13 protein-coding genes are annotated in these 12878 nt (G+C 71.7%); 7 read left to right on the forward strand and 6 right to left on the reverse strand.

The window, feature by feature from the left end; genetic code table 11:
• Positions 1 to 7: 7 nt before the first annotated feature.
• Entirely contained in the window at positions 8 to 649 is a 642-nt protein-coding gene (locus tag OG737_RS11850) for a vitamin K epoxide reductase family protein (RefSeq protein WP_328926152.1), read from the reverse strand.
• Between the two features lie 192 nt (positions 650 to 841).
• Between OG737_RS11850 and OG737_RS11855 the strand changes: the two genes are divergently transcribed.
• On the forward strand, positions 842 to 1612 hold the full coding sequence (locus OG737_RS11855; protein ID WP_328926153.1) for a DUF6227 family protein: 771 nt from the start codon (positions 842 to 844) through the stop codon (positions 1610 to 1612).
• A 60-nt stretch (positions 1613 to 1672) separates the two neighbouring features.
• Here the strand turns inward: OG737_RS11855 and OG737_RS11860 are convergent, their stop codons facing one another.
• The gene (locus tag OG737_RS11860) at positions 1673 to 3277 is read right to left on the reverse strand and encodes an MFS transporter (protein WP_328926154.1); all 1605 of its coding nucleotides are present in this window, start codon (positions 3275 to 3277) and stop codon (positions 1673 to 1675) included.
• 63 nt (positions 3278 to 3340) lie between these two features.
• Between OG737_RS11860 and OG737_RS11865 the strand changes: the two genes are divergently transcribed.
• Positions 3341 to 4309 carry a WYL domain-containing protein gene (locus tag OG737_RS11865; protein WP_328926155.1) on the forward strand — a complete coding sequence of 323 codons (969 nt, stop codon included), beginning with the start codon at positions 3341 to 3343 and terminating at the stop codon, positions 4307 to 4309.
• A gap of 87 nt (positions 4310 to 4396) precedes the next feature.
• Here the strand turns inward: OG737_RS11865 and OG737_RS11870 are convergent, their stop codons facing one another.
• Positions 4397 to 5374 (reverse strand): sigma-70 family RNA polymerase sigma factor, encoded by a 978-nt coding sequence (locus OG737_RS11870; RefSeq protein WP_328926156.1) that lies wholly within the window; start codon positions 5372 to 5374, stop codon positions 4397 to 4399.
• Positions 5375 to 5569: 195 nt separating this feature from the next.
• Between OG737_RS11870 and OG737_RS11875 the strand changes: the two genes are divergently transcribed.
• Entirely contained in the window at positions 5570 to 6103 is a 534-nt protein-coding gene (locus OG737_RS11875) for a GNAT family N-acetyltransferase (RefSeq protein WP_405921502.1), read from the forward strand.
• A gap of 61 nt (positions 6104 to 6164) precedes the next feature.
• Here the strand turns inward: OG737_RS11875 and OG737_RS11880 are convergent, their stop codons facing one another.
• From OG737_RS11880 to OG737_RS11890, 3 genes are all read right to left on the reverse strand, one after another.
• On the reverse strand, positions 6165 to 6932 hold the full coding sequence (locus OG737_RS11880; RefSeq protein WP_328930311.1) for a class III extradiol ring-cleavage dioxygenase: 768 nt from the start codon (positions 6930 to 6932) through the stop codon (positions 6165 to 6167).
• A gap of 129 nt (positions 6933 to 7061) precedes the next feature.
• A complete protein-coding gene (locus OG737_RS11885; RefSeq protein WP_328926158.1) occupies positions 7062 to 8606 on the reverse strand; it encodes an MFS transporter in 1545 nt (514 codons plus the stop codon).
• A 62-nt stretch (positions 8607 to 8668) separates the two neighbouring features.
• Positions 8669 to 9409, reverse strand: a complete 741-nt coding sequence (locus OG737_RS11890) for a TetR/AcrR family transcriptional regulator (RefSeq protein WP_405679762.1) — start codon at positions 9407 to 9409, stop codon at positions 8669 to 8671.
• Positions 9410 to 9657: 248 nt separating this feature from the next.
• On the opposite strand from OG737_RS11890, the gene OG737_RS11895 reads away from it, so the two are divergent.
• The 4 genes from OG737_RS11895 (at position 9658) to OG737_RS11910 (ending at position 12868) form a co-directional block, all read left to right on the forward strand.
• Entirely contained in the window at positions 9658 to 10935 is a 1278-nt protein-coding gene (locus tag OG737_RS11895) for a M6 family metalloprotease domain-containing protein (protein ID WP_328926160.1), read from the forward strand.
• A 32-nt stretch (positions 10936 to 10967) separates the two neighbouring features.
• Positions 10968 to 11360 (forward strand): TOBE domain-containing protein, encoded by a 393-nt coding sequence (locus OG737_RS11900; protein WP_328926161.1) that lies wholly within the window; start codon positions 10968 to 10970, stop codon positions 11358 to 11360.
• Positions 11361 to 11432: 72 nt separating this feature from the next.
• Positions 11433 to 12146 (forward strand): RNA polymerase sigma factor, encoded by a 714-nt coding sequence (locus tag OG737_RS11905; protein WP_405679761.1) that lies wholly within the window; start codon positions 11433 to 11435, stop codon positions 12144 to 12146.
• A complete protein-coding gene (locus tag OG737_RS11910; protein ID WP_405679760.1) occupies positions 12143 to 12868 on the forward strand; it encodes a hypothetical protein in 726 nt (241 codons plus the stop codon). Before OG737_RS11905 ends, OG737_RS11910 begins: the two co-directional genes overlap by 4 nt.
• The last annotated feature ends 10 nt before the right edge of the window (positions 12869 to 12878 follow it).

The raw sequence follows: 12878 nt of genomic DNA on the forward strand, positions 1-12878 counted from the left end.
TCCGCCGTCAGCCGGTCCAGAAGTCCCACCACCGGGTGAGGATCAGCATGCCGATCACTCCGGTGTGCAGGGCGGGCGGCGCCCAGCCGAACTCGGTGAAGAAGCCCCGTAGCGGGCCGGGGGCCGGGAGTACGCCCGTACGCGCGTTGTGCGCGGTGACCGCCCAGAACATCAGCAGCGTGGCCACCCAGGCCAGGCAGCACCACAGGCAGAGCGCGTTGATCTCGTAGAGCGACTGGACCATCAGCCAGGAGCAGAAGCCGACGCCGAAGAGCGTCCCCGCGTTCAGGCCCAACCAGAACCAGCCACGGTAGCGGGCGCCGGCCAGCAGGCCCGCGCCGGCGCACACCACGACGGCGTAACCGACCAGCCCCAGCATGGGGTTGGGGAAGCCGAAGGCCTGCGCCTGCTCGCTCTGCATCACGCTGCCGCAGGAGACCACCGGGTTGAGACTGCAGGCGGGCTTGAAGTCCGGGTCCTCCAGCAGGAGGAACTTGTCGAGGGTGATCACCCAGGAGGCCAGCAGCCCGGCCGCCCCGGTCAGTGCCAGCAGCCAGGCCAACCCTCTCGGTGCGGCCGCCTGTTCGCTCTCGGTCCGGGTGCTGGGCTGCCCCTGCTGACGGGGAACGCCCACTGTATTCGTTGCCATGTGGCCCATAGTCCCGCTCTCCACCACAGAGCGGACCTAACCGTGCCCATCCATACGCAAGTTGACCTGAAGGGGTGGCGGGAACCCCTGTTGCTTCCCGGACGTTTTACCGAACGCCGGACGTGATGTCAGGCCCAGGGGTTACTTTGAGCTTCCGCGAAGTGACAAGCTGCGACGGCCTGGAGACCCACCTTGAGCGATCCGTACGAGACAACCGAGGCGCACCTCGACCGACTCCTCGGTCGCGCCCTGAACTCCTTCGACCTGCCCGACAGGTTGGTCGAGCGCCTCGGTACGGCGCTCGCGCACAGCTCTTCGCTGTACAGCACCCACCACAGCCCGGCGACGGGCGTCTGGCGGGAGACCCACCAGCACACCTACCTGCTGGCCGACGGCGGTTCGGCGGCGCTGTGGGAGCTGGCGTACCGGCAGGAGGGCGACCGGACGGTCCGGCACGAGATCTTCGTGAGCAAGGCGGAGACCTGCCTGGCCGTGGCCCGGCTGTTCGGCGAGGTCCCGGCCCAGGCCGCCCTGGACCCGGCGTTACTCCCGGGCGACGAGGAGCCCGACGACGACGTGGCCGCGCTGGCCGCGCTGTTCGCGGCCGGTGCTCCGGCGCACCGGCACCGGGAGTACGCGGTGGAGCAGTCCGCCGACCACGCCCGGCGGGTGCTGCGCCGCGCTGAGAACCCGGACCGGCCCGGCAAGCCGGTGGCGGAGCGCCTGCGGTCGGCGTATGCCCACCAGATCACGCAGTCGTTCGGCGGCGGGCCGTTCCTGCCGGGCGGGCGGGACGTGGCCTTCAGCCTGTACGAGCACGCCTTCGTCCTGCTGGACGGGAGCGAGGTCAGCCTGTGGGAGGTCGAGCACACGGCGACGCCGGACGGGCGGCACATGTGCGAGGTGTACGAGAGCGAGACCGCCGCGCGGGGAGCCATGGAACTTCGCGCCCGGGTCCGGTGACGGAAACGGACATGCCCGCCCATCAGGGCGGGCATGTCCGTGGACGGGAGTCGGCCCGCGTCAGACGGCCGGGACCTTGTCCGTGGCCGCGTCCGGAGCCTGCGCCGTGTCCGGGGCCTGGTGCTCGGAGCCACCCTCGCGCTGCTCCATCGGGATCGAGGTGCGCGGCAGCATGAACATCACCGCCCAGATCACGACGAGGACGGCGACGATCCACCACATGGCGCTGCGGAACGCCTCTACGTACGGGGCGCCGAAGGCCATCTCGTTCTCGATCACGCCGAAGTACACGACGGAGGTGAGGCCGAGGCCGAGGGCGTTGCCCATCTGCATGGTCGAGTTGATCAGCCCGGAGGCGGATCCGGCGTGCTCGCGCGGCACCTCGGACAGCACGGCGTCGGTGAGCGGGGCCACGATCAGGCCCATGCCGAGACCCATGACGGCGAGCGGCGCGGCCATCTGCCAGGAGGCGATCTCCATGCCGTAGTGCCCGGACTCCCAGATGTAGAGGAGCACACCCGCGGCCATGGTGAGCGCGCCCGCCTGGAGCACCTTGCGGCCGAAGCGCGGTACGAGCTTCTGGACGGACATGCCGGCGGCGACCGAGACGGCGATGGAGAAGGGGATGCCGGTGGTGCCGGCGCGCAGCGCGCTCCAGCCGAGGCCCAACTGCATCATGAGCGTCCACACCAGGAAGAAGATGCCGGTCGCGATCCCGAAGGTGAGCTGGACGGCCATACCGCCGGCGAAGCTCCTGACCTTGAAGAGGGAGAGCTCGACGAGCGGGGAGCCGTCCTTCTTGATCTTGTGCTTCTCGTAGGCGATGAAGCCGACGATCACGAGGGGCACCGCCCCCATGCAGAGGAAGCCCCACAGCGGCCAGTCGTTCTCCCGGCCCTGGGTGAGCGGGTAGATCAGCATGACCATGGCGGCGGTCGCGAGGACGACACCGATCAGGTCCAGGCGCAGCGCGTTCGGGGCCTTGGACTCGGTGATGAACTTGCGGCCCAGGATCACGCCCGCGATGCCGACGGGCAGGTTGATCAGGAAGATCGGGCGCCATTCGAGGCCGAACAGGTTCCACTGGGTGAGCAGCGCGCCGAGCATCGGGCCCGAGACGGCGCCGAGGCCCACGATCGCGCCGAACATGCCGAAGACCTTGCCGCGCTCGTGCGGCGGGAAGGTGACGTGGATGATCGACAGCACCTGCGGCACCATCATGGCGGCCATGCCGCCCTGGAGGAGGCGGGAGGCGACGAGGATGCTCGGGTTGGCGGCGATGCCGCAGAGCAGCGAGGCGGCCGTGAAGCCCGCGATACCGATGAGGAAGAGCCGCTTGCGGCCGTAGATGTCACCGAGGCGACCGCCGGTGATCAGGCCGGCGGCGAAGGCGAGCGCGTAACCGGCGGTGATCCACTGGATCGCGCTGGTGGAGGCGTTCAGGTCCTGGCGCATGCTGGGTATGGCTATGTTGACGATGGTGACGTCGACCAGGTCCATGAAGGCCGCGGTCATCACGATGGCGAGCGCCAGCCAGCGGCGCCGGTCGGCGGCTGAGCCGTTCGTGGGTGAGCCGTTCACGGGTGCGGTGGCTGTCTCGGTCCGCTCTTCTTGTACGGGCCCGTTCTCTCTTTCGGGCGATGTCTTGGACGTCTCGGTGCTCATGGAGAGAAACCTAGACGGGATGTAGGTCAGGCGGTGTCCTATTTCGCTGGCAACCTGGATTCCATGACCGACACCCCGGCACGGCTGCTCTCCCTGCTGTCCCTCCTCCAGACCCCGCGCGAATGGCCCGGGAGCGAGCTGGCGCAGCGGCTGCGGGTGAGCTCCCGGACGATCCGCCGCGACATCGAGCGGCTGCGGGACCTCGGGTACCCGGTGGAGGCCACGCTGGGGGCGGAGGGCGGATACCGGCTGGTGGCGGGGGCTGCGATGCCGCCGCTGCTCCTCGACGACGAGGAGGCGGTGGCGATCGCGGTGGGGCTGCGCGCGGGCGCCGGGCATGCGATCGAGGGGGTCGAGGAGGCCTCCGTACGGGCCCTGGCCAAGCTGGAGCAGGTGCTTCCGTCGCGGCTGCGGCGCCGGGTGAGCGTGCTGCAGTCGGCCACGACCGCGCTGGCCCGGGGGGACGGGCCGAGCGTGGACCCGGGGACGCTGACGACGATGGCGTCGGCGGTGGCGGGTCCCGAGCGGCTGCGGTTCGCGTACCGGGCGGGGGACGGGGTCCGGTCGCGCCGACTGGTGGAGCCGTACCGGCTGGTGAGCACGGGGAGCCGCTGGTACCTGGTCGCCTATGACCTGGAGCGCGAGGACTGGCGGACCTTCCGGGTGGACCGGGTGGGCGAGGTGTTCGCGACGGGGGCCCGGTTCGTGGCGCGGCAGCTGCCGATGGACCCGGAGGAGTTCGTGCGCAGGGGGCTGCGGGGCCGGGAGACGTCGTACGCGGTCGAGGTCACCTTCGCGGCGGACGTGGCGGAGCTGCCGGGGTGGTTGCGGGAGTCGGCGGTCGGCGACGCGGGTGACGCTGCGGGCGGCGGCGACGGCCGGACGCGGGTCCGGTTCGAGACCGCGGACGCCCCGGAGTGGCTGGTGGCGCGGCTGGCGCTGACGGGGGTGCCGTTCACGGTGCAGGCGCCGGCCGCGCTGGCGGCGGCGGCTCGGACGCTGGGGGCGCGGCTGGCGGGGGCCGGGGCGTAGAGGGAGGCGTACCGGCGCCCTGGTTTCCGGGGCGCGAGGGAGCCCCGGCACCTGGGGGGATAGGTGCCGAGGCTCGTCCGGGGGGCGTCAGGCCACGGCGTCGAAGCCGGTGTCGCGGGCCATGCGCTTGAGTTCCAGAAGGGCGTGCTTCTCGATCTGGCGGATCCGCTCACGGGTCAGGCCGTGCTGCTTGCCGACCTCCGTCAGGGTCCGCTCGCGGCCGTCGACGATGCCGTACCGCATCTTGATGATCGACGCGGTGCGCTGGTCGAGCTTGCCGAGCAGGTCCTCCAGCTCCTCGCTGCGCAGCAGCGAGAGCACGGACTGCTCGGGGGAGATCGCGGAGGTGTCCTCCAGGAGGTCACCGAACTGCGTCTCGCCCTGGTCGTCCACCGACATGTTCAGGCTGACCGGGTCGCGCGCCCAGTCCAGTACGTCGCCCACGCGCTTCTCCGTCGAGTCGAGCTCGGCGGCGATCTCGGCGTGCTCCGGGTCCCGGCCGTTCTCGCGGTTGAACTCGCGCTGGATGCGGCGGATCCGGCCGAGCTCCTCGACCAGGTGGACGGGGAGGCGGATGGTGCGGGACTGGTCCGCGATGGAGCGGGTGATGGCCTGGCGGATCCACCACGTCGCGTACGTGGAGAACTTGAAGCCCTTGGCGTAGTCGAACTTCTCGACCGCGCGGACCAGACCGGCGTTGCCCTCCTGGATGAGGTCGAGGAGGGGCAGACCACTGCGCGGGTAGCGGCGGGCGACGGCCACCACGAGGCGCAGGTTGGACCGGATGAAGACTTCCTTGGCGCGCTCACCCTCGGCGGCCAGCGCCTCCAGCTCCTCGCGCGCGGGCGTCTCGCCCTTGCGCTCGATGACGCCGTCGAGGATCTGCTGGGCGTACACGCCCGCCTCGATGATCTGGGAGAGCTCCACTTCCTTGGCGGCGTCGAGCAGCGGGGTGCGTGCGATCTCGTCCAGGTACATGCCGACCAGGTCGCGGTCTGCGATCTCCCCGCCCACAGCGCGAGCGCTGCTCGTGGACTGCTGGCGGGCGACGGCGCGGGTTGCCATGCGTGCTCCCTTGCGATGAGTTCGGTCGCGGTGCGGCTGCCGGACGGGCACCGGTGGTGCGGTGTGCGTCCCCGGACACTCTCCCGAGTGCCCGCATCCGAAGGAAACAACGACTGGAATCAGGACAGAATTCCCACGTCTCCCTCTCATTTTCGAGATCTTGCAGTATCCTGCCTCGCCACGAGAGGGGGCAGGGTGCCGCAAGGACTCGAAGAGGTGCAGGTCAGGCCCGGAACGGAGGCCGACCTGGCAGCCCTCACGGACGTGTACAACCACTACGTCCGCGAGACCGCCGTCACCTTCGACACGGCCGTCTTCACTCCGGAACAGCGCCGCCCATGGCTGCACTCCCACCCTGAAGACGGCCCTCACCGCCTTCTGGTTGCCTGGGCCGGCCATCGAATCGCTGGATACGCGACAAGCAGTCCTTTCCGTCCGAAACCGGCCTACGCGACGTCGGTGGAGGCCAGCGCCTACCTCGCCCCGCACGCGGTGGGCCGGGGCGTGGGAACGGTGCTCTACGACGCCCTCTTCACGGCCCTGGCCGAGGAGCCGGTCCACCGCGTGTTCGCCGGCGTCGCCCTGCCGAACGAGGCCTCGGTCCGCCTCCACGAACGCTTCGGCTTCCGCCGGGTCGGGGAGTTCACGGAGGCGGGCTGGAAGTTCGGCCGCTACTGGGACGTGCGCTGGTACGAGAAGACCCTGGGGCCGGACCGCCTGCACGGGTGAGGTGACGGCCGGCTCGGCGATGCGCGGTCGCCTCGCGCACGGCGGGCGGTCTAAGCGACGCTTAGCCGAACTGGAGCGAGCGCTTCGAGAGGCCCATCCAGAAGCCGTCCACCGCGTCGCGGCGGGCGGTGAGGTCGCCTGCCGCGTCCGCCGCGCCGAGGGTGACGAAGAGCGGGGCGAAGTGTTCCGTACGGGGGTGGGCCAGGCGGCCCGACGGGGATTTGGCCTCGAAGTCGAGCAGGGAGTCCAGGTCGCCCGCGGCCAGCGCCTCGTGGCCCCAGGCGTCGAATTCGGCGGACCAGGACGGCACGCCCGGGCCCGTGTGCCGCAGCGCGGCCAGGTTGTGGGTGAAGAAGCCGCTGCCGACGATCAGGACCCCCTCGTCACGCAGGGGCGCCAGCTTGCGGCCGATGTCCATCAGGCGGCGCGGGTCCAGCGTCGGCATGGAGATCTGCAGGACCGGTATGTCGGCTTCCGGGAACATCTCCACCAGCGGGACGTACGCGCCGTGGTCCAGGCCGCGGTCCGGGATGTCCTGGACCGGGGTGCCGGGAGCCTGGAGGAGGCCCCGCACCGAGGCGGCGAGCCGCGGGGCGCCCGGGGCGTCGTACCGGACCCGGTAGTAGTGCTCGGGGAAGCCCCAGAAGTCGTAGACGAGCGGGGCCGAAACGGTCGCGCCGAGGGCGAGCGGGGCTTCCTCCCAGTGGGCCGAGACCATCAGGATCGCCGTGGGGCGGGGCAGCTCCGCGGACCAGGCGGCCAGCTCACCCGGCCATACGGGGTCGTCCGCGAGCGGCGGCGCGCCGTGACTGAGGTAGAGCGCCGGCATACGGGTCTGGGCGGTGGTCACGGGGGCGCTCCTCGGTCGTCGGTACGGGGTCGCCCGAAAAGCCTAACCCCGCTTGGTTCAAATTTGAACCAAGCGGGGTGGTCAGTCATTCCCGGGTGGGCGCCCCCGTCAGTGGGCGATCACCGGAACCTTGATCTCGGCTTCCTCGGCAGCGCCGGAGCCGGAGCCCGAGGCCACCGGGCTGCCCGCGCCGGGACGGCCTGTGTTGATCAGGGTCAGCGCGATGGCCGAGCTGGTGGCCAGGATGCCGACCGCCCACCAGATGGCGGAGGAGTAGCCCTCGACCATGGCCTGCGCCTGGACGAGCTTGGCCGCGGCGCCGCCCGCCGCGGCCTCGGCCGCGTGGTCGGTCAGGTACGCGGTGGTCGCCGAGGCGGCGATGGTGTTCAGCAGCGCGGTGCCGATGGCGCCGCCGACCTGCTGCGAGGTGTTGACCATGGCGGAGGCGACACCGGCGTCGGCCGGGTTCACCCCGTGCGTGGCCAGGGACATGGCCGGCATGAACGCCGTACCCATACCGAGGCCCAGCAGCAGCTGCGCCGGCAGGATCAGCGCCGGGTAGGAGGACCCGACCTCCAGCTGGGTCAGCAGGAGCATGCCGGTGGCGGCGAGCAGGAAGCCCGGGCCCATCAGCAGGCGCGGCGCGACCCGGGTCATCAGGCGGGCACCGATCTGGGTGGAGCCCGTGATCATGCCCGCGATCATCGGCAGGAAGGCGAAGCCGGTCTTGACGGGCGAGAAGCCCTTCACGACCTGGAGGTAGTAGGTGAGGAAGAGGAACAGGCCGAACATGGCGATGACGGCCAAGCCGAGCGAGAGGTAGACACCGCCGCGGTTGCGCTCCAGCAGGACGCGCAGCGGCAGCAGCGGGGACTTCACCTTGGACTCGGTGTACACGAAGGCCGCCAGCAGGACCGCCGAGGCGATGAACATGCCCACGGTCGTCGCGTCCGACCAGCCGGCCGACTCGGCGCGCGTGAAGCCGTACACCAGGGCGACGAGACCGAGCGTGGACAGGACCACGCCGGGGATGTCGAGCGGAGCGCGGTTGCGGCCGCCGGCGGGCTCACGGATGACCAGCCAGGCACCCGCGGCCGCGACGATCGCGAAGGGGATGTTGACGAAGAAGGTCCAGCGCCAGTTGAGGTACTCGGTGAGGAAGCCGCCGAGGATCAGGCCGACGGCGCCGCCGCCGCCCGCGATCGCACCGTAGATGCCGAAGGCCTTGGCGCGCTCCTTGGCGTCGGTGAACATCACCGCGAGCAGGGAGAGGGCCGCCGGGGCGAGCAGTGCGCCGAAGGCACCCTGGAGGGCGCGGGCGCCCAGCATCATGGCCTCGCCGTTCGCGGCGCCGCCGAGGGCGGAGGCCAGGGCGAAGCCGATGAGGCCGACGACGAAGGCGTTCCTACGGCCCCACTTGTCGGCGATGCGGCCGCCGAAGAGGAGCAGTCCGCCGAAGGCCAGCGCGTACGCGGTGATGACCCACTGGCGGTTGCCGTCGGAGATGCCGAGGTCGGTCTGGGCGGAGGGGAGGGCGATGTTCACGATGGTCGCGTCGAGGACGACCATCAGCTGGGCCAGGGCTATGAAGACGAGTGCCTTCCAGCGGCTGGGGTCTGCAGCCAGCGGGGGTGTCGCGGCTGTTTTTGACATGGGGGTACCCACTTCACTGTGCGGAATGACTGAAAAAAGCTAGTTCGAGAAGCTTGGGCGCGTTACATGGTCTTCTGCCTCAGGTCTTCCAGCGTGGCGGCCGAACCCGGCAGCACGGAGCGCGCCGGGGTGCGCAACCCGTCGAGGAACAGCTGGAGATGACGGTGGACGAAGCGGTCCGCGTCGAGGCATGCGGTGCCGGGGAGGGGGCGGCTGAGCTGGGAGAGGGCGATCATCAGGTCGCCGACGCCGATGTCCGTGCGGACGAGCCCGGCGTCCTGGCCGGCCGCCACCAGGGTCTCCACGGCGGCCTCCAAGGCGCCGCGCGCGGCGAGGAGTTCGGGGTGGTCGTGGTCGAAGTCGTCGGCGAGCATGGGGCACAGGGCCCCGATCCGCTCGTCGGCGGCGGCGTGTGTGAACCGGCACAGCGCGGCGAAGGCGTCGGACTCCTCGGCGAGGGAGGCCTCGGCCGAGGCGGTGACCTTGTCCATGACGAAGAGCACGACGTGGTGGACGAGGGCCGGGCGGTCCGGGAAGTGCCGGTAGAGGGTGGCGTTGCCGATTCCGGCCCGGCGGGCGACCTCGTCGAAGGGGGCGCCGGAGCCGTGCTCGACGAGCACCTCGCGGGCCGCCGCCAGGATCCGCTCGCGGTTGCGGACGGCGTCGGCGCGCGGGCGCGGGACACGGGTCGCGGGGGTCGCGTCGGCCGCCGGGGCGGCGGAGCCGGCGGGCGTCGGCGCCAGGTCCACGGCCGCGCCCGGGACGGGCGGGGCCGCCGGGGCGGTGGTGGTGTGGCGCTTCATTCCGGAGCCTCCCTGACTCGGTGACACGTACGGGCCCGCCCAAAACGGGGAGCCGGTCCCCACTTGGGCGGACTCACGTACAAACGGGGATCCGATCCCCGGTTATTTCACTCACCCGTGTGACCTGACCCACACGCCCCTTCACGTTCGGCCTCTCCCGACGCGCGGGCGCGCCGCAGCCGTCGGAGGGTGGCGAACAGAGCGCAGACCGGGCAGGGCCGGCTGCCGCGGACCCGAAGGCGGTCTCCATGCCGCAGACCCGCCACCGGATACGCAGACCACGCCGCACCAGCGCGTTCATCGCGCTGACCGCGCTGGCGCTCGGGGTCACGGCGACGGCGAGCACGGGGATATCCAGCCGCACCCACTCGGCGGCGGGGCCCGTGGCCACGACCACCGAATCGGCTCTCGCGCCGTGCCGGATCACCGGCACGATGGGCGTGCAGATGTCCGAGGGCATGCCGACCCCGCCCGGGTACTCGCGCTCGACCGGCGAGGTCAGGGCACTGAACCTGATGATCGACTTCCCCGACGCCAAAGGCGAGGGCTCGGCGCTGGACCGGCTGGCGGAGTTCTTCCCCCAGACCTCCGACTGGTTCCGCACCAGCTCCTACGGGCGGCTCAGCTACCGGGCCGAATCGCCGATAAGGACCTGGCTGCGGATGCCGATGCCCTTCGCGGCGTACGGGATCGAGCGCGGGTCGGCGTACGAACCGGGCTACCGGCAGCTCGTCGAGCACATCGCGAAGGCCGCCGACTCCGAGGTGGACTTCAGCAGGTACGACCTGATCAACATCCTGGTCACCCCGAACGCCGGGCCCTCCGCCCTGGACACGGTCCTGTCGGTGACCTTCTCCGGCAACGGGGAGGCGCCGACGGCCGACGGGGTGCCCCTGGCCAACACGTCCTTCGTCTACAGCCGCCAGGACGACGGCTCCGGCACCTACCGGGAGACCGGCTACCGGGTGCTCCCGCACGAGAACGGACACGTCTTCGGACTGCCCGACCTCTACACCACCGACGGCGGCAGCACGGTCGGGCACTGGGACATCATGAGCGAGGACTGGGGCGCCAACAACGACCTGCTGGGCTGGCACAAGTGGAAGCTGGGCTGGCTGGACGGCTCACAGATCAGCTGCGCGTCGAAGTCGGGCGCCAGCGACCACGTCCTGTCGCCGCTGGCGGTGGAGGGCGGGACGAAACTGGCCTTCGTCCCGTTGTCGGAGAGCACCGGGTACGCGGTGGAGGTACGGACGCGGGCCGGCAACGACGAGGCCGTGTGCAAGCCAGGCGTCCTCGTCTACAAGGTGGACTCGGACGTGGACACCGGGCGCGGCCCGGTGACGGTGTCGGACAGCGGGAACGCGAGCGGCGGCTGCACCCGGCGGCCCAATGTGCACGCGGAACTGTCGGACGCGCCGTTCCGGCCGGGCGAGACGTTCACCGACGAGAAGGCGGGCATCAGCGTCTCGGTGGTGGGCGAACTGCGCAACGGCAGCTACCAGGTGCGGATCATCCGGCCCTGACCGCCGGCGCCGCGGCAGCTTAGGGTGAGCGCATGGAGTCCTACACCATCGGACAGGCGGCGCGGCTGCTGGGCGTGAGCGTCGACACCGCTCGGCGGTGGGCGGACGCCGCCCGCTTCCCGACCCGCCGGGACGGCAAGCGCCGCATCGTCGACGGGCCAGACCTGGCGGCCTTCTGCGTGGAAGCCGCCCAGGAAGGCTCCGAGGATGCGGACGCCCCGTACACCTCGGTCCGCAACGCCTTCCCCGGCATCGTGACCGGGATCAAGCTCGGCGATGTCGCTGCGCAGGTCGAGATCCAGGCAGGACCGCACCGGGTGGTGTCTCTGCTGACCCGCGAGGCCGTCGAGGAACTGGGGCTGGAGGTCGGCATGCGGGCCACCGCCCGGGTGAAGTCCACGAGCGTGCACATCGACCGCGACTGAGCGGACCGGGCGCACCTGCTGAGCGGACCGGCTGAGCGCATCGGCTGAGCCGCCCCGGGCGCATGCCGCATCATGTCCCGCGTGCACAGTGCGGAGGAGTTCGGCCCGGCCGACAGCGAAGCAGGCGTCCCCGGTGGCATACGGGATCCGGACGCCATGTCCGACGAGATCAGAGCGGCACGGCAGGGGGACGAGGCGGCGTTCAGGGCGCTGTTCCGGGCGGTGCAGCCGGGGCTGCTGCGCTACCTGACCGTGCTGGTCGGGGCCGACGCCGAGGACGTGGCGTCCGAGACCTGGCTGCAGGCGGCCCGCGATCTGGTCTGCTTCAGCGGGGACTTCGGCGGGTTCCGCGGCTGGGTCTCGACGATCGGCCGCAACCGCGCGCTGGACCTGCTGCGCCGTCGGCCGGTTGCCGGCCCGCCGCCCGAGGACACCGGGGGAGCCGCGTCGGCCGCGTCCGGTACGGCCGGAGCGCTGGCACTCATATCCCGGCTGCCGCGCGATCAGGCAGAGGCCGTCATGCTCCGGGTGGTCATGGACCTGGACACGGACGGCGCCGCCCGCGTCCTCGGCAGGAGACCCGCTGCGGTACGCCTGGCGGCACACCGCGGCCTGCGCAAGCTCGCCGAGCTCATCGAACAGCAAGAGGCGAATCCGCCGGGGAGCGGAGGGCGTGGAGGGGGCGCGGACGGGGCAGAGGGGGAGGTCCGGCCGAAGCCGCGTGGGAAGGGTTTCGCCACAGGAGTGACACCGACGACGCCTTCGACGCTGAAGAGCACGAGATGAGCACGAACCGAACCCACCGGATCGATCACGACACTGCCGAGCGGCTGCTCGACGGCGCCGGGGTCGGGGCCGGTACCGACCACGAGGCCCTCGCGAGGCTGCTCGCTGCCGCCGCCGCTCCCGCGGCCGAGCACGAACTGCCCGGCGAGGAGGCGGCCGTGGCCGTGTTCCGGACGGCTCGCCTCGCCCCGGCCGCCGCGTCCGGCAGATCCCGTACGTCCTGTACGTCCCGTTCGCACAGGAGGCGGCCGGCGCGCACGCCGGCCGTGTTCCTCGCCGCGAAGGTGGCGGTCGCCGTGCTGGCCACCGCTGTCGGCGGTGTCGCCGTCGCCGCCGGGACGGGCCACCTGCCCGCCGTCATGGGCGGTGAGTCCGAGGACGGCGCTCCGGGCCACTCGCCCTCGGCCGGTACCCGGGCACCCGGCGCGCGGGCCCCGGGCACGCCCGCCGACGCGCCCTCCGGCTCGTCCTCCGCGGCACCTCCCGACCTGGCGGGTGGTCCGAGCGGGGCGACGGGCGACCCGCCGGCTCCGCGGCCGACGGACAGCCCTCACGGCGCCGCACCACCGGCGCAGAACGGCCGGCACGAGGCAGGTGATCGCCCCGGCACCCCGCGGCCGACGCGGAGCCCGGGGGCGCCGGCCGCCCGCCCGACCGGCCCGCCGGCCACCGCCCCGTCCCCGCCCCGCAAGGACCCACCGGCCACTCGCCCCGCCGGGTGACCCCGCCGCT

It is taken from the genome of Streptomyces sp. NBC_00122, assembly GCF_045160845.1.
In the GTDB taxonomy this organism is placed as follows: Bacteria; Actinomycetota; Actinomycetes; order Streptomycetales; family Streptomycetaceae; genus Streptomyces.